Origin of the sequence: Aeromonas sp. QDB63, from assembly GCF_027707425.1 — a bacterium.
Taxonomy (GTDB): Bacteria; Pseudomonadota; Gammaproteobacteria; order Enterobacterales; family Aeromonadaceae; genus Aeromonas; species Aeromonas caviae.
In genome coordinates this window covers 1-17,139 of record NZ_JAPCIS010000016.1, presented here as the reverse complement: position 1 = coordinate 17,139, position 17,139 = coordinate 1, and the positions used below count along the sequence as shown (strand labels likewise).

The following is a 17,139-nucleotide window of genomic DNA, read 5'->3' as shown; positions in this document are numbered from 1 at the left end:
TTTACTTGATCTGGGCCAGTGCCTGCTCGAACGAGGCGGCGTCGTTGGCGTGAATACCTTCCACTCGCGCATCGATACGCTTGGCCAGGCCGGTCAATACCTTGCCCGGGCCCATCTCGATCTCGAGGGTAACACCGTCGTTTGCCATGCACTCTACCGTTTCAGTCCAGCGAACCGGGCTGAACAGCTGACGCACCAGGGCTTGCTTGATGGCGGCAGGATCCTGCTCACAAGAGACGTCAACATTATTGATGACGGCGATGGCAGGAACCTTGATCTCGATCCCATCCAGGGCGGCGGCCAGCTTTTCTGCGGCCGGTTTCATCAGGGCGCAGTGGGAGGGCACGGAGACCGGCAGCGGCAGGGCACGCTTGGCACCTGACTCTTTCATCAGCACGTTGGCACGCTCGACCGCCTCTTTGTGGCCGGCGATGACCACCTGACCCGGAGAGTTGAAGTTGACCGGAGAAACCACCTGCCCCTGGGCCGCTTTCTCACAGTTGGCAGCGATGCTTTCGTTGTCCAGACCGATGATGGCAGCCATGGCGCCAGTGCCTTCCGGTACGGCTTCCTGCATGGCCAAACCACGCAGCTCGACCAGCTTGACGGCATCGGCAAACGCCAGCGCGCCGCTGCACACCAGGGCGGAGTATTCCCCCAGGCTGTGGCCGGCCATCACGGCAGGGGTTACCCCGCCTTGTTGTTGCCACAGGCGCCACAGCGCGACGGAGGCGGTCAACAGCGCTGGCTGGGTACGCCAGGTTTTGTTGAGATCCTCGGCCGGGCCTGCCATCACCAGGGCAAACAGGTCATAGCCCAGCACCTGGCTCGCCTCGGCGAAGGTCTCTTTAATCACTGCGTGTTGCTCGGCCAGCTCGGCCAGCATGCCGACGCTCTGGGAGCCTTGTCCCGGGAAGGCAATGGCAAATCGGGTCATCATTGATTCCTTTAAGGTAAGACGAATTCGGTAAGCGGGCGCCCGAGGACCGGGCACCGCTCGGTATCAGAGGCGAACCAGCGCAGAGCCCCAGGCAAAACCGCCGCCGAAGGCTTCCAGCAGGACCAGCTGGCCGGGTTTGATGCGACCATCGCGCACCCCTTCATCGAAGGCGATGGGCACGGAGGCCGCGGAGGTATTGCCATGACGATCCAGGGTCAGGATCACCTTGTCGAGCCCCATACCGAGTTTCTTGGCGGTGGCATTGATGATGCGGAAGTTGGCTTGATGGGGCACCAGCCAGTCCAGCTCGCTCGGCTCGACGTTGGCCGCAGCCAGGGTTTCGGTCACGATCTCGCTAAGGCGTGTCACCGCCACCTTGAAGACATCGTTGCCCTTCATGTACATGTAGGCTTCGAGCTCAGCACCCGGCATGCCGCGACGGGGCTGCGGCAGTTTGAGCAGCTCGCCATAACGGCCATCGGCATGCAGATGGGTGGAGAGGATCCCAGGAGTGTCGCTGGCACCGATGACCACGGCCCCTGCCCCATCCCCGAACAGGATGATGGTGCCGCGATCCTCGGGATCGCACATGCGTGACAGCACGTCCGCACCGACAACCAGCACGTAGCGAGCAGCGCCGGATTTGACGAACTGATCGGCGATGGCGAGAGCATATGTAAAGCCGGCACAGGCGGCGGCTACGTCAAACGCCGGGATCCCCGGTACGTCAAGCAGCCCCTGCAGTTCACAGGCAGCAGCTGGGAAGGCATTCTCTGCGCTGGTAGTGGCCAGCACTATCATGTCCAGATCGGCGGCAGTCAGACCTGCCGCATCAAGCGCACGCAAGGCCGCCTGATGAGAAAGGGTCGCGACGGTTTCGTCGGCTCCGGCGATACGGCGTTCACGGATCCCGGTGCGTTCCACGATCCATTCGTCACTGGTTTCAACCATCTGTTCAAGATCGGCGTTGGTACGAACCGAACTCGGCAGATAACTGCCAGTACCCAGAATTTTGCTATGCATAGAGTTTTATAAATCCCTGTCGGAAAAGACAGATTCAAGGCGATCTGCAATTTGCAATGGAAGTTGATGTCTGGCTTCTTGTGCGGCCAGCAGAATCGCATGACACAGAGCGCGGCGCTCGGCCCGCCCATGGCTTTTTACCACAATGCCGCGCAATCCTAACAGACTCGCGCCATTATACTGGTCGGGGTTCAGGTAAGAGAAACGCCGTTTGAACATAAATCCGGCGAGTCGACCAAGAAAACTGCGTTTTTTGCGCGGATATCCGGCCAGTTCGGCCATCATCCGCACCACCCCCTCCGCGGTCTTGAGCGCCACGTTGCCCACGAAACCGTCGCAGACGATCACGTCGCACTCGCCGCTGAAGATCCTGTCACCCTCGATAAAACCGACAAAATTCAGGGCGGAGCATTGGCGCAGCAACTCGGCGCTGTGGCGCACCAGGTCGTTGCCCTTGATCTCCTCCTCCCCTACGTTGAGCAGTGCCACTCTGGGTGAAGGTATCCCCTCCACCTTCTCTGCGACTACGGCGCCCATCACGGCAAATTGCAGCAGGGTGTCGGCATCGCAGCTCACGTTCGCACCCAGATCCAGCATCACGGTCCGCTTTCCACTCAATGTGGGCAGCGCCTTGATGAGGGCTGGCCGGTCAACACCGGGCAAGGATTTTAGCACGCACTTGGCCATGGCCATCAAGGCACCGGTGTTGCCTGCACTGACACAGGCATCGGCAGCGCCGCTCTTGACCAGATCCAGGGTCACGCGCATGGAGGAGTCTTTCAGGGTACGCAGCGCCACGATAGGCTTTTCGCCCATGCCCACGACCTGGGAGGCATGCACGAGACGAACGCGAGGGTGGTTGAGCAAGCCATGTTGCTGCAGAAGAGAGGCGGTCTGGTGTTGATCACCGACCAGAACAAGTTTTAGCTGGGGTAGAAGAGACAGTGCCTGCACGGCGGCAGGCACTGTTTCCGAGGGGCCGATATCTCCCCCCATTATGTCTAGCGCGACAGTTTGCGTAGACAAAGGCAATCCTTAAGCGATTACCTTTTTACCGCGGTAGAAACCATCGGCAGTCACGTGGTGACGACGATGAATTTCGCCACTGGTCTGATCAACAGTCAGGGCAGCGGTGGTCAGCGCATCGTGGGAACGACGCATGCCACGCTTGGCGCGGGTTTTACGGTTCTGTTGTACGGCCATGGTAGGCTAACTCCTAAAATTCACTTACGTTTGAGCGCTTCAAGAACTGCAAAGGGATTCGGCCGCTCATCAGCAGGTTCGATTTCACCCCAGGTCATCTCCATGTTTCCTCTGGGACACACATCCACCGGATGCATGGCTACCTGAGGCAACGAGAGGATGAGTTCATCCTCCAGGATTTGATGAAGATCTATCTCGCCGTTTTCGTCCAACTCAATGGGCTCATAAGCTTCCGGCAGTTCTTCCTCGTTTGTTCTTTCGAACAGCGGAGTGTAAATAAAACTAGCTTCACAAAGGTGTTCAAACGTCTCACCACAACGCTGGCAAACCAGGTCGACCTTGGCATGGGCAGTGCCTTTCATAACGGTCAACTTCTGGACATCTTTGCCAAAGTGCAGTGTGACATCCACATCACTTCGCAAGCCTTCGGTTGATTCCTCCAGCCTGGGCATCTGCGACTTTTCCACTATCCCGACATAATCGAGTAGCTTCAAGGCATTACGGACTGGATCAACCTTAACGGGCAACTTCACCTTTTGCATAGGGCGCGAATATTATAGGTCCAACAAGGGATAGTCAAAGGAAAAAGTCCTTACCGCCGATGATTTTACCTTCACAGGCCCCTGCAAGAGGAACTTGTGCTCATCGGTGGCCGATTATGCCATATCGTGCAGGATCTGGCACAGGATCCTGTTCCCCTCTCCTGTCTGTCCACCGGATGTGCTCCTTGGTGTCTCATCAGGTGGCAGAACAGCGCGGGTCTCTCCCCAGCAGGCCTGGTGTCGCAGCCACTCTGGGCTCGGCTTCCATCAGTCTGCGTATGGCTTTGAAACTGCCCACGGCAGCCTTGATGGCAATGGGATTGACCAGCCAGCCCGGCAAGTTGTTGCCCGGGTTGGTATAGGTTTCGAGCCGAACGAGTGTGCTGCCATCCCGTTGGGGTAGCGCCTCCCACCGTCCAGCGCTTTCCTGGATCCGGAACAGCCCTGCATGCAATGGCAGGGCATTCGGCTCTGCCCACACCTCGAGAGTCAGGCCGCAATCGATGCGTCGACTCAAATGGGAGCGGGTGATGAGCTCCCTGTCTTGCACCGGCCAGGGAGACGCCAGGCGGGTATAGACCAGATCATCGTCGGGACCAGATCTGGCCAGCACCCTGACTTCACGGCTCTGGGGCAACCACTCTTCATGGCGCACCGTGTTGCGCAGTACCGTGATCAGCGCGCCAGGATCGACATTCACGCGCATCTCCAGACGTAAGGCCTGAAAAGATGTCGGAGGATGTGGCTGGGTCCAAAGCATCACCCCCTCATCCCCCTGACGAAGTTGCCATGTCCCTGCCCAGCTGGCGATTGTGTTTGTGCTGTGGTTCCATCAGCATGCATGCTTCCCGCTAATTAGGCGAGTCCCGCTGTAGACATCTCCTGTTTGCGTGGCCCCATCTGCACAGATAGAATCAACCAATTGATTTATAAATGGATATCATCAAAACATGCAGCCTTCCTTGATCCTCGCGTCCACCTCGTCCTACCGCAAAACCTTGCTGGAAAAACTCGGTCAGCCATTTCACTGTGCTGCGCCTCAAGTCGATGAGACAGCGCGACACGGGGAGACCGCAGAAGCCCTGGTCAGCAGATTGGCATTTGCCAAGGCGAATGCCGTTGCTACTGACCGTGATCAAGGATTGATCATCGGTTCAGATCAGGTGTGCGTCTGTGACGGGCAGATCCTCGGCAAGCCCGGCACGGTGGAGAAGGCGGTCGAGCAGTTGCTGCGGGCACAAGGCAAGCGCGTCATCTTTTACACCGGGCTCTGTGTGATCAATGCTGCGAATGGCCATGCCGAGCAGCTCGTCGAGCCTTTCACCGTGTATTTTCGCTCGCTCGACGAAGCAGCCATCCGTCGCTATGTGGAGGCCGAACGTCCTCTGGATTGTGCCGGCAGCTTCAAATGCGAGGGAATGGGCATCGTCTTGTTCAAGGCGCTGGAGGGGCGCGATCCCAACGCCCTTGTCGGTCTTCCCCTGATAGGCTTGGTTGATCTCCTGGGTCGCCACGGCCTGGCTCTGCCATAACAAGAACTCTGCCATGAAAAACGGGAGCCTTGGCTCCCGTTTTTCATGGTTGTCAGCGTGGCAGCTTGGCGAGAAACGCCTCAAGCTCCGGTGACAATGGCGCTTCCACCTGCATCTCCCGGTCGTCCACCGGATGAGTAAAGGTGAGCTTCCAGGCGTGCAGGAACAAACGCTTTAGCCCCTGCCCTCGCATCTTTTCATCAAACCCGGCCTCACCATATTTGTCATCGCAGGCGATGGGATGGCCGGCGTGCTGGGTGTGGACACGGATCTGGTGAGTACGGCCAGTGATGGGACTGCACTCGACCAGTGTGGCCTCGGCAAACTGACGGGTAATCCGGAACCGGGTCTCGGAAGGTTTGCCATCGCTGCTGACCCGCACCACCCGCTCGCCGGATTGCAGATCATTTTTGCGAAGTGGCGCATTGACCACCTTGACGTGGGGTTGCCACTGGCCGCGCACCAGCGCCAGATACTGCTTGCGCATGGTCTTGACCCGCAACTGCTCGTGCAGGCTGCGCAGGGCACTGCGCTTCTTGGCAACCAGCAGCACGCCGGAGGTGTCGCGATCCAGCCGGTGCACCAGTTCGAGGAAACGGGCTTCGGGGCGCAGAGCACGCAGCCCTTCGATGACGCCAAAACTGAGGCCGCTGCCGCCGTGCACTGCCATGCCGGACGGCTTGTTTAGCACTATCATGGCGTCGTCTTCAAACAGGATCTGGCTCTCCAGACGCTGGATGCTGCCGAGGTTGGCAGAAGGCAACTCATTCTTCTCGGCCACACGCACGGGGGGCACCCGCACCTCGTCACCGGCACAAAGCTTGTATTCCGGTTTGATGCGCTTCTTGTTGACCCGCACCTCCCCTTTTCGAAGGATGCGATAAATCAGGCTCTTGGGGACGCCCTTTAACTGAGTCTTGAGAAAATTGTCGATGCGCTGCCCGTCATGCTCAGCTTCGATGGTGAGCAGCTGCACTTGTTGATGTATCTGTGTCATGGCGCGGATTTTAACACCGCCGACAGCCCTTGGCTGCATGCTTTGTTAAAAAATGGCGTCTTGCTATAAAAGTGGTTTAAATGGGATAATAAACAAGGTTTTGTCATTGTGTTCAAGCCTTGTACTAAGTGGCCAAAATGTATGCCACCCAATCCCGAAACACCGTGTATACAAGAACATGACGGTTCCCGGGTGCGAGGTACAACGCATGGAGAACACAAACAGAGCCGACGTAAATTGTCTCCACATCGGTATCCTTAATTCACGCCCTCTCGAGAAGGCTGAACCAGAGTGCCCTTAGTTTGCGCCTCATGCATACCCCAACCGGGAGGTTGCCCCAGCATGCTGAAGACCCGAGGCCGGCGCCGGCAGGACCCAGTGGAGGAATCAAAATGACAAAATAATGAGAACTCAATGAAAAGAATGCTAATCAACGCGACTCAGGAAGAGGAGTTGCGCGTAGCGCTGGTTGACGGACAACAGCTCTACGATTTGGATATTGAAAGTCCGGGACACGAGCAGAAAAAAGCGAACATTTACAAGGGCAAAATCACCCGAGTAGAACCCAGTCTCGAAGCTGCTTTTGTTGACTATGGCGCCGAACGCCACGGTTTCCTGCCGTTAAAGGAAATCGCCCGCAATTACTTCCCCTCCGGTTACTCCTATCAGGGTCGTCCCAACATCAAAGAAGTGGTCCGCGAAGGCCAGGAAGTGATTGTCCAGATCGACAAGGAAGAGCGTGGTACCAAGGGTGCAGCCCTCACCACCTTCATCAGTCTGGCTGGCAGCTACCTGGTGCTGATGCCGAACAACCCCCGTGCCGGCGGCATCTCCCGTCGCATCGAGGGTGACGAGCGGACCGAGCTGAAGGAAGCCCTGAGCGGACTGACCGTACCGGACGGCATGGGCCTCATCGTGCGCACCGCCGGTGTGGGCAAGTCCCCGGAAGAGCTGGAGTGGGATCTGAACGTTCTGCTCAATCACTGGGACTCCATCCATAAGGCGTCACAACAACGTTCCGCTCCGGTGCTCATTCACCAGGAGAGCAACGTCATCGTGCGCGCCATCCGTGACTATCTGCGTCGCGATGTGGGCGAGATCCTGATCGACAACCCGGTCATCTTCGAGCGCGCCAAGTCACATATCGAGCTGGTCCGTCCCGATTTCCTCAATCGCGTGAAGCTCTACAAGGGTGATGTCGCCCTGTTCAACCACTTCCAGATCGAGAGCCAGATCGAATCGGCCTTCCAGCGCGAAGTGCGCCTGCCCTCCGGCGGCAGCATCGTCATCGATCCGACCGAAGCACTGACCTCCATCGATATCAACTCCTCCCGCGCTACCAAGGGCGGCGATATCGAAGAGACCGCCCTGCAGACCAACCTGGAAGCGGCCGATGAGATCGCTCGCCAGCTGCGCCTGCGTGACCTAGGTGGCCTGATTGTCATCGACTTCATCGACATGACCCCGGTTCGCCATCAGCGCGAAGTGGAAAACCGTCTGCGTGAAGCGGTGCATCAGGATCGTGCCCGTATCCAGCTGGGCCGTATCTCCCGTTTCGGTCTGCTGGAGATGTCTCGCCAGCGTCTGCGTCCCTCCCTCAACGAGTCCAGCAGCCATATCTGCCCCCGTTGCCAGGGTCAGGGGGTCATCCGTGACAACGAATCCCTCGCCCTGTCCATCCTGCGTCTCATCGAAGAAGAGGCCATGAAGGACAACACCGAGCAGGTGCATGCCCAGGTGCCGGTCGATGTGGCCGCCTATCTGCTCAACGAGAAGCGTACCTCCATCGCCAATCTGGAACAGCGCAATGATGTGCGTGTCTACATCATTCCGAACCAGCATCTGGAAACCCCGCACTACGAAGTGACCCGCATCCGTCAGAACGAGATCCCAGAAGCGGCCAGCTACGAGCTCAAAACCGAGATTGCCAAGCCGGTCTACCAGCCGCGCCAAGCTCAGGTAGTCGAGCGTGAACAACCGCTGCTGCAAGGGTTTGCCCCGGCTCCTCAGCCGGTTGCGCCCGCCGCCCCGGCTCCTGTTGCGACTCCCGCTCCGGTTGCAGAACAAGTCGGCTTCTTTGGCAAGCTGGCCAAGGCCTTCTCCGGCCTGTTCGGTGCCTCCTCCGATGCGGCTCCGGCCGAGGTGAAGGCGCCTGCCGACAAACCGGCCGCCCAGCGCGAAGCTCGCAAGGATGACGGGCACCGTCACCAGCGCGATGAATCCCGCAGCCGTGGTCAACGTGGTCGTCGCGACGACAACCGCGGCAGTCGCAATGCCGAGGCCGGAGAGAAGCGTGAAGGCGCAGCCAGCCGCGAGAGCAGTGATCGCAATCGTCGCCCGCGCAAAGAGCGTGAGCCTCGTCAAGAGCGGGAACCGCGCCAGGAACGGGAACCCCGTGGCGAAGTGCGCACCGAGCAGCGCATGGAGCGTGAGCCTCGCGAACCCCGCCAAGAGCGCGAACCTCGTGCCCCGCGTCCGGCTCGTGAACCTCGCGCCCCCCGCGAACCCCGTGCCGAGGTGATCGTCGAGGCGGTTGATACCGTTGATACTGCGGTCGCCAGCGCTGAACCGCGTCAGGAAAAAGAGCAAAAAGTGGCCGAGCGCCGCGAACGTCGCCAACTGCGCAAGCAGATCCGTGTCGATGTCGCCGCGACCGACACCCCTGCCCTGCCGACTGACGAGCAAATCATCGATGTCGCCGACGTGCAAGCCGCCGCTGAGCAGCAAGAAGAGCAAGGCGAAGGTCAGCGTCGTTCCCGCCGTACCCCGCGCAATCAGCGCATCGAAGGGCAACGTCGCAAGCGCATCAACGAAGAGGCTCGTGGCCAGCGTGAAGACGAAGCACAAGGTGAAGTGCAGCTGACTACCGCGGCCCAGGCCGATGCGGCTCAGGTGAAGGTGGAAGAACCGGTTGTGCCTGTCATCACCATTCCGAGCGCAGAAGCGGTTGCAGCAGCCCTGCAGGCCTCCGCCGCTCTGACCGAGCACGTGGTGGCTGAAGCCATTGCTGAGGAAGCGGCAGAGCAAGCACTGGCAGCCCAGGCAGTGGACGCGCCCTCCACTGACGAAGTTGAACAGGCTGCGCAAGCAGACGCTGAACCCGCCGCCGAAGTGGCAGTTGTCGAACCCGAGATGGTCGAACCTATCGTCGACACCGCCTCTCATGACGAACCTGTAGCCTTGATCGACGCTGTCGAGCAGACCCAGCAAGTGGAGGCCATCCCAGAAGAGGTTGCACCGGTTGCTGAAGCGGCACCTGTCGTGATCGCTGAGGAGACGGCCACCGCCGAGGCGAAGGTCGTCGAGATGCCGGCTGCAGTGGTGCAAACCGAGCCAGCAACCAGCCCCGAAGTGAAGGTCAGCAAGGGTGCCGGTGTATTGGCCCGTGCCCGCAAGGCTTATGCCCCCATGGCAACGCCGGCTGCGGCTCCTGCCCCGACACCCCGTGAACCCGTGGAGTACGCTCCCCTGGTACGCAGCGAAGTCGTGACCTCCGGTCGCCACGGTGGCAGCACCGCTGCCAGCAACGTGGCAACCAGCCCGGCCGGTCGCCCCTGAGCAGACTCGTTAGTCTGAATAAAGAGCCACACATCGTGTGGCTCTTTTTTTATCTCTTTTTTTGGGCTGACATCGCCTTGCTCTCCCCCCTGCCCATTCTTCGATATCCGCCGCTTTCCCGATGTTCAGCGACCACACACAGTCCAAACAAGACGTGAATAACACACCAGACAGAGAATTCATCTCTGTCAAAGCATCACGACATGCTCTGCTTTGTCGACAGGGTCCGTGCATTGACAGCATATGAAGCCATTGGCAAACCGTCTGGCAGCGTTCCCCTTTGGTAGCACAGTCGGTGTGTTCAGTGGTGGCTGAGACAACCCAGGTTGAACGGGAATGCCAGACATAGGGCAACCTGTGGCGCTCTTCACTCTCATCATTTCTGGTGAGGAACATAGGCACGTTGCACACCCTCCCTTCTGCTTTACGTGCAAGCATCGGCTTGTAACAAGGCATCACACAGACAGGTCCCCTCACTGTGCACAACGAGTGGCTCAGGGATGTAGAGAAGCAAAAGAGGTGATAGATAATGTAATTCAACTTCTTGTCTGATGGCATACAACTATCACTTATTGAACTATTGCCGCATGACGTGATATTCACCAGGCAACAAAAAAGGGCCCGAAGGCCCTTGTTTCATTTCCAATGACTGTCGTCTTACCCGCCAAAGAGATGGTTGTTCAGCAGGAAGAGACCGCCGGAGAGCAGCATGGTGAGCGGCAATGTCAGCACCCAGGCCAGCAGAATGGTCTTGATGGTCTGGCTCTGCAGGCCGGACTTGTTGGCCACCATGGTCCCCGCCACCGCTGAGGAGAGAATGTGGGTGGTGGACACCGGCATCCCGGTCAGACTCGCAATCCCGATGGACGCGGCGGCCGTGATCTGGGCTGCAATGCCCTGGCTGTAGGTCATGCCGGAGGAACCGATCTTCTCCCCTACCGTGTAGACGATACGACGCCAGCCCACCATGGTGCCGCAACCGAGCGCCAGGGCGATGGACACGATGACCCAGGTCGGCGCATATTCGGCCGTGGCGGTCAGATCCTTGCGCCATTTGGCAAGATCGGTCAGCTCCTTGGCCGGCAGTGGCAACTTGGAGACCTTGCGGGCAGTGTCGTCGATGCACAGCAGCAGACGACGCACCTCGCGGCGATCCACCAGGTTCATCTCCTCGTAGGTGCGCACCTGGCCCAGACGCTTGTCGAGGGTCGCCATGGCCTGCAGGGCCTCCCCTGCCGCACAGTGACTCATCAGCTCTTCTTGGGCTTTGGCAGGCACACTGAAGTTCACAAGATGGGAAACCTGTTCCTGGTTACGCTGGTAGATCTCCATGATGCGCTGGTTGGCATCCTGGGTTCTGTCCAGATCATAGGAGCGGCTGTTCATGTCTAGCGCAAAATAAGCAGGCGCCATGCAGATCAGCACCAGCATCACCAGACCGATGCCTTTCTGGCCATCGTTGGAGCCGTGCACGAAGCTCACCCCCATTGCGGAGCAAATCAGAGTGACACGGGCCCAGAATGGTGGATGCTTCTTGCCGTCCACCAGCAGGCGCTCTTCCGGGGTCTTGTGGATCTTGCTGCCAAGCCATACGCGCTTCATGGCGAACAGCAGCAGGGCGGCAATGATGAAGCCCACGGTGGGAGAGATGATGAGAGAGAGCATGATGTCGATGGCTTTGCCGACGTTGATACCCTCTTTCAGGGGTTGATGGCTGATCAGGGCATAGGCGCCGCCTACCCCCAGGATGGAACCGATCAGGGTGTGGGAGCTGGATGCCGGAATGCCGAAGTACCAGGTTCCCAGGTTCCAGACGATGGCCGAGAACAGCAGGGAGAACACCATGATCAGACCCTGGGTAGAGTCCATGCCAAGCAGCAGATCGATGGGCAGCAGGTGAACGATGGCATAGGCCACCCCCAACCCACCCAGCATGACACCGGCGAAATTGAACAGACCGGAAGCCACCACCGCCATATGAGCCGGCATCGCCTTGGTATAGATAACCGTTGCTACCGCGTTGGCGGTATCGTGAAAGCCGTTGATGAATTCATAGGCCAGCACAAAAAAAACGGCCAATACCAAACCGATTGACCACCACAAACCCAAACCACTAAACATTTCAAACATAAAAACGAACCTGTTTATGAGTTGCGGCGGATTATGCCAGAAGGCTCGATGCGCCATACCCGTTGTTGAAATATTTCAGCAAAAAAAAAAAAGGGCATTCCGTCAGAAAATGTCTTAGGGCCTGTAGGAACGGGGCTTGTCGAGGATTAATTTAAGTCCATTCCATTGCTGTGGATAGGCGCCAATCAAAGCCGAAGCATAGCTCGATGTCCCGAAAAAGGCCGTTTTCAACCCGCTCGGCACGTCCGTTTCCTTTTGTCAGATATAAAAGAGGGTGCCCTGGCACCCTCCTCGATAGACAAGCCGCACGGTGCGGGGGTCAATCCTGGTTGATCCGGCTGGCCACAGCCCCTTGCTGACTCTTGTATTTGGCATTTTCCCGTTTGTTGTACGGGCGAGCCGCGGTACCTGACAGCATCTCGAAGTTCAGGGCACCGATCTTCATCTTGGGACGCAGGGCCAGAGGCAACTTGCCGCCGTTGTAAAACTCCAGCACGATGCGACCTGACCAGCCCGGATCGATGCGGTGGGCGGTGACGTGCACCATGAGGCCCAGGCGCGCCAGGGAGGAGCGACCATCCAGCCAGCCGACGATATCGGCGGGCAAGGTAACCGATTCATAGGTCACCGCCAGCGCCAGCTGACCCGGGTGCAGATAGAAGGCTTCACCGTCCGGCACGTGGATCTCCTCGCTCATCACCCGCTCGATGGCATCGGCCATCTCGGCACTGGTACCGCCAAGGTCGATGTAAGGCGCGGTATGATCGCGAAACACCCGAAACTCGTTGCCCAGCAGCACATCGACGCTGACGCCGCTGATCCGCTCAACACCGGGCCGCGGCTCGATGACGATCTTGCCTTCATCCAGGTGCCGTTCGATATCGGTATCACAAAGACGCATTCTGCGACTCTCCTGACAAAAGATTCATTAAAAAAAGCCGGGCATCACCCGGCTTGTTTTCTCTCAACCAATCAACATATGGCGGATACGCGCCTTGAGCATGTCGATGGCGATGCGGTTCTTGCCGCCACGGGGCACGATCACGTCGGCATACTGCTTGGACGGGTCGATGAACTGCATGAACATGGGACGCACAGTCTTCTGATACTGCTTGAGTACGGAGTCCATGGTACGACCGCGCTCCTGCACATCGCGCACCAGACGGCGCAGCAAACAGATGTCGAGCGGGGTATCCATGAAGATGGAGGCGTCCATCAGTTCGCGCAGGCGGCTGTCGGTCAACAGCAGTATCCCTTCGAGGATGATGACACGGCGCGGTGCAAAGGTAGTGACCTCGGTCATGCGCGTGTGCTCGGTATAGGAGTACTGGGGGATGTTGACCGCCTCCCCTTGCGTCAGCTGGGTCAGATGCTGCACCAGCAGATCGTGATCCAGGGCATTGGGGTGGTCATAGTTGGTCTTGACCCGCTCTTCCATGGTCAGGTGGGTCTGATCACGGTAGTAGCAATCCTCGGTGATCACACCAATCTGACCCGCTCCCAGCTCGGCCACCAGCTCTTCATAGATGGTTTGGGCGATAAGACTCTTGCCGGACGCGGATGCACCAGCAATACCGATGATCACACAGGAATGTTGAGTATCAGACATTGAAAATACCTAAAGAGAAGAGCACTGGGGATTGTTTAAACCGATCCATTATATGAAAAAGGGGTGGCCATGCCCACCCCAAATCCGTCCCCCTTGGCCGAACGCCGATTATTCGTCCAGCGCCACCGTGTAGAGCGGAGTCGCAATCGGTTTTGCGCTGAAATAGAGCTCGGCCCCTACCCGGCGAGCCAGTTTCAGGTAAGTCTGTGACAGCTCGCCATCCGGCGTACCGAACACGGTGGGGCAGCCGTCATCCATGTGCTGGCGAATGTCGATATGCAGCGGCAACTGACCAAGCAGCGCCACGTGATACTGCTCCGCCATCTTCTGGCCACCGCCGGTACCGAACAACGGCTCGTGATGCCCGCAGGCACTGCAGACGTGGTAACTCATGTTCTCGACGATGCCAAGCACAGGCACATTGACCTTGTTGAACATGGCGATCCCCTTGCGGGCATCTGCCAGTGCCACATCCTGGGGCGTCGTGACGATCACCGCCGCCGTGGTGGGCACCTGCTGGGCCAGCGTCAGCTGGATATCGCCGGTGCCCGGGGGCATGTCCACCACCAGGTAGTCCACCTCACCCCAGCGGGTCTCGTGCAGGATCTGCCCGAGTGCCTTGCTCGCCATGGGACCGCGCCAGATGGTGGCATCCTGCTCGGCCACCAGATAACCGATGCTGTTGCTCTTGATGCCGCAGGCCATCACCGGCTCCATCAACTTGCCATCAAAGCTGACAGGGCGCTCCTTGAGGGTCCCCGTCATGGTCGGGATGGAGGGGCCATAGATGTCCGCATCCAGCAGGGCGACCCGCGCCCCCTCTTTTTGCAGCGCCAGCGCCAGGTTGACCGCGGTAGTGGACTTGCCCACCCCTCCCTTGCCGGAGGCAACCACCAGGATATTGCGGATCCCCTGCACCGCCGCCAGTTGCTGCGCGCGGGGCATGCTGGCCACGTCTATCTCCCCCGCCCAGTCGATGCGGGTCGCGCCGGTTGCGCTGCGCAGCTGCGCATCGAACTCCTCTTTGATCTGTTCAAACAGGGACTGGCCGGCAAAGGGCAGCACCAGCGTGATGGCCAGGGTCTGTTCGTGCCGCTCAACGGAACGCACAAAACCGGCCGCGACCAGATCCTTGCCCCATCCTGCCGGCTTAAATTCGGCCAGGATCTGTTTTACTGAATCAATCACCATTAACTCCCCATTATGTTGTCGTTATGCTGAGGTGAACGGTTACCGCACATAAATCAGTGGCTTGCCGACGTCATCGCGATGCCGCCAGTCAGGGCACCGGGGGCCACAACCCTAGGCAGGCCGCCCCCAATTCGGGTAACATGCACGGCACTGTATCATCCCAACAGGCACATAAAGAACGTATTATGGCAACTGATCCTCGTAGAATGCTGGTAACCTGCGCCCTCCCCTATGCCAACGGCTCCATCCATCTCGGCCACATGCTGGAACACATCCAGGCCGATATCTGGGTTCGTTATCAGCGAATGCGTGGCCATCAGGTGCATTTCGTCTGTGCCGACGATGCCCACGGTACGCCCATCATGCTCAAGGCTCAGCAGATGGGGATCTCGCCGGAAGAGATGATTGCCGCCGTCTCCCAGGAGCACCAGGGGGATTTTGCCGGTTTCAACATCAGCTTCGACAACTACCACTCCACCCACAGCGACGAGAACCGCGAGCTGGCGGGCGTGATCTATGGCCGCCTCAAAGAGTCCGGCAAAATCAAGATCCGTACCATCTCCCAACTGTTCGATCCGGAAAAATCCATGTTCCTGCCGGATCGCTTCGTCAAGGGCACCTGCCCCAAGTGCAAGTCCCCCGATCAGTACGGTGACAACTGCGACGCGTGCGGCGCCACCTACAGCCCGACCGAGCTGATTGATCCGAAATCCGCCGTCTCCGGTGCGACCCCGGTGATGAAGGACTCCGAGCACTACTTCTTCGACCTGCCCCAGTTCGAAGCCTGGCTCGCCGACTGGGTACGCGGCTCCGGCGCCATCCAGGAAGAGATGGCCAACAAGATGCAAGAGTGGTTCGAAAGCGGCCTGCAGCAGTGGGACATCACCCGTGATGCCCCCTACTTCGGCTTCGAAATTCCCGGTGCCCCCGGCAAGTACTTCTATGTCTGGCTGGACGCCCCCATCGGCTACATGGCGTCGTTCAAGAACCTGTGCAACAAGCGCGGCGACATCGACTTCGACAACTACTGGAAAGCGGACTCCGACGCCGAGCTCTATCACTTCATCGGCAAGGACATCGCCTACTTCCACTGCCTGTTCTGGCCGGCCATGCTTGAAGGCGCGAACTTCCGCAAGCCGACCAAGGTCAACGTACACGGCTATGTGACCGTCAACGGCGCCAAGATGTCCAAGTCTAAGGGCACCTTCATCAAGGCGTCCACCTATCTCAAGCACCTGGATCCGGAGTGCCTGCGTTACTACTACGCCGCCAAGCTCAACAGCCGCATCGACGATCTGGACTTGAACCTCGAAGACTTCGTCTCCCGCGTCAACGCCGACGTGGTCAACAAGCTGGTCAACCTGGCCTCTCGCAACGCCGGCTTTATCGCCAAGCGTTTTGACGGCAAGCTGGCCGCCACCTGCGCCGAGCCCGCACTCTACGCCGAGTTTGCCAACGCCAGCGCCAGCATCGCCGAAGCCTATGAAGCGCGCGAATTCAGCCGCGCCATCCGCGAGATCATGGCCCTGGCCGACAAGGCCAACCGCTATGTGGACGACAAGGCTCCCTGGGTCATCGCCAAGCAGGAAGGGGCGGATGCCGAGCTGCAAGCCGTCTGCTCCGTCGGCATCAACCTGTTCCGCGTGCTGATGGCCTACTTGAAGCCCGTCATGCCGCAACTGGCCGAGCGCGCCGAAGCCTTCCTTGGCGAGACCCTGACCTGGGACGGCATCGCCGCCCCTCTGGTCGACCACGGCGTCGCCCCCTTCAAGGCCCTCTTCTCCCGCATCGAGTCCGCCAAGGTGGATGCCATGGTGGAAGCGTCCAAGGAAGACCTCGCCAAGGAGCAGAGCAAGAAGCCGGCAGGCCCCCTGGTGGACGATCCCATCAGCGAGACCATCACCTACGACGACTTTGCCAAGATTGACCTGCGGGTGGCGCTGATCAAGAAAGCCGAAGCGGTGCCGGAAGCCGAGAAGCTGCTGAAGTTGCAGCTGGATATCGGCGGCGAAACCCGTCAGGTCTTTGCCGGTATCAAGTCCGCCTACAACCCGGAAGATCTGGAAGGCAAGCTGACCGTGATGGTGGCCAACCTGGCCCCGCGCAAGATGCGCTTTGGCATGTCCGAAGGTATGGTGCTGGCGGCAGGTCCGGGCGGCAAGGATCTCTGGATCCTCGAGCCCCAGGAAGGTGCCCAGCCGGGCATGCGCGTGAAGTAATACGCCCCTTCCCGGACAGTCCCAATGAAAAGAGAGGCCAATGGCCTCTCTTTTTTTAGGCTATGTCCCAATTACGTGTTGCATGGGGCGCCCCAGCGCCTCATGCAAGCAACGTGGTACATTCACTTCCCGCCCGTAGCGCTCCAACATCCTTCGCCAACCCAGATAATTTCTCAGATAGTGGGTCGCTACCCC

The 17,139-nt window shown here is 59.0% G+C and carries 14 protein-coding genes and 1 pseudogene; 3 read left to right on the top strand and 12 right to left on the bottom strand.

Going from position 1 to position 17,139, the window contains the following annotated elements; genetic code table 11:
* Window position 1: 1 nt before the first annotated feature.
* The 6 genes from fabD to PG879_RS11870 all read right to left on the bottom strand — a co-directional run bounded on the left by fabD (window position 2) and on the right by PG879_RS11870 (window position 4,414).
* Complete coding sequence (gene fabD / locus PG879_RS11895; protein ID WP_041211425.1) at window positions 2-937, bottom strand: ACP S-malonyltransferase; 936 nt, start codon at window positions 935-937, stop codon at window positions 2-4.
* A 66-nt stretch (window positions 938-1,003) separates the two neighbouring features.
* Window positions 1,004-1,963: a beta-ketoacyl-ACP synthase III gene (locus tag PG879_RS11890; protein WP_041211424.1), complete on the bottom strand. Its 960-nt coding sequence runs from the start codon at window positions 1,961-1,963 to the stop codon at window positions 1,004-1,006.
* Window positions 1,964-1,969: 6 nt separating this feature from the next.
* A complete protein-coding gene (gene plsX / locus PG879_RS11885) occupies window positions 1,970-2,989 on the bottom strand; it encodes a phosphate acyltransferase PlsX (protein WP_010674739.1) in 1,020 nt (339 codons plus the stop codon).
* A 9-nt stretch (window positions 2,990-2,998) separates the two neighbouring features.
* Window positions 2,999-3,166: a 50S ribosomal protein L32 gene (gene rpmF / locus PG879_RS11880; protein ID WP_005300935.1), complete on the bottom strand. Its 168-nt coding sequence runs from the start codon at window positions 3,164-3,166 to the stop codon at window positions 2,999-3,001.
* A 20-nt stretch (window positions 3,167-3,186) separates the two neighbouring features.
* Window positions 3,187-3,708, bottom strand: a complete 522-nt coding sequence (gene yceD / locus PG879_RS11875) for a 23S rRNA accumulation protein YceD (protein ID WP_029314532.1) — start codon at window positions 3,706-3,708, stop codon at window positions 3,187-3,189.
* Between the two features lie 196 nt (window positions 3,709-3,904).
* Window positions 3,905-4,414 (bottom strand): hypothetical protein, encoded by a 510-nt coding sequence (locus PG879_RS11870; protein WP_232091063.1) that lies wholly within the window; start codon window positions 4,412-4,414, stop codon window positions 3,905-3,907.
* A 244-nt stretch (window positions 4,415-4,658) separates the two neighbouring features.
* Between PG879_RS11870 and PG879_RS11865 the strand changes: the two genes are divergently transcribed.
* Window positions 4,659-5,240: a Maf family protein gene (locus PG879_RS11865; RefSeq protein WP_029314530.1), complete on the top strand. Its 582-nt coding sequence runs from the start codon at window positions 4,659-4,661 to the stop codon at window positions 5,238-5,240.
* 52 nt (window positions 5,241-5,292) lie between these two features.
* On the opposite strand, the gene rluC is transcribed toward PG879_RS11865, so the two are convergent.
* Window positions 5,293-6,237 carry a 23S rRNA pseudouridine(955/2504/2580) synthase RluC gene (rluC, locus tag PG879_RS11860; RefSeq protein WP_201896700.1) on the bottom strand — a complete coding sequence of 315 codons (945 nt, stop codon included), beginning with the start codon at window positions 6,235-6,237 and terminating at the stop codon, window positions 5,293-5,295.
* A gap of 414 nt (window positions 6,238-6,651) precedes the next feature.
* Between rluC and rne the strand changes: the two genes are divergently transcribed.
* Entirely contained in the window at window positions 6,652-9,795 is a 3,144-nt protein-coding gene (gene rne, locus PG879_RS11855; protein WP_041211422.1) for a ribonuclease E, read from the top strand.
* 657 nt (window positions 9,796-10,452) lie between these two features.
* Here rne and PG879_RS11850 read toward each other — a convergent pair.
* The 4 genes from PG879_RS11850 to apbC form a co-directional block, all read right to left on the bottom strand.
* Window positions 10,453-11,925 carry an inorganic phosphate transporter gene (locus tag PG879_RS11850; protein WP_041211421.1) on the bottom strand — a complete coding sequence of 491 codons (1,473 nt, stop codon included), beginning with the start codon at window positions 11,923-11,925 and terminating at the stop codon, window positions 10,453-10,455.
* 319 nt (window positions 11,926-12,244) lie between these two features.
* A complete protein-coding gene (gene dcd, locus PG879_RS11845) occupies window positions 12,245-12,826 on the bottom strand; it encodes a dCTP deaminase (RefSeq protein ID WP_010674732.1) in 582 nt (193 codons plus the stop codon).
* Window positions 12,827-12,889: 63 nt separating this feature from the next.
* Complete coding sequence (udk, locus tag PG879_RS11840) at window positions 12,890-13,534, bottom strand: uridine kinase (RefSeq protein WP_010674731.1); 645 nt, start codon at window positions 13,532-13,534, stop codon at window positions 12,890-12,892.
* Between the two features lie 108 nt (window positions 13,535-13,642).
* Window positions 13,643-14,725 (bottom strand): iron-sulfur cluster carrier protein ApbC, encoded by a 1,083-nt coding sequence (apbC, locus tag PG879_RS11835; RefSeq protein ID WP_182721848.1) that lies wholly within the window; start codon window positions 14,723-14,725, stop codon window positions 13,643-13,645.
* 185 nt (window positions 14,726-14,910) lie between these two features.
* Here apbC and metG point away from each other — a divergent pair, with 185 nt between their 5' ends.
* Complete coding sequence (metG, locus tag PG879_RS11830) at window positions 14,911-16,944, top strand: methionine--tRNA ligase (protein WP_041211419.1); 2,034 nt, start codon at window positions 14,911-14,913, stop codon at window positions 16,942-16,944.
* 60 nt (window positions 16,945-17,004) lie between these two features.
* Here the strand turns inward: metG and PG879_RS11825 are convergent.
* Window positions 17,005-17,139, bottom strand: a pseudogene (locus PG879_RS11825) (IS1595 family transposase); the annotation flags it as partial.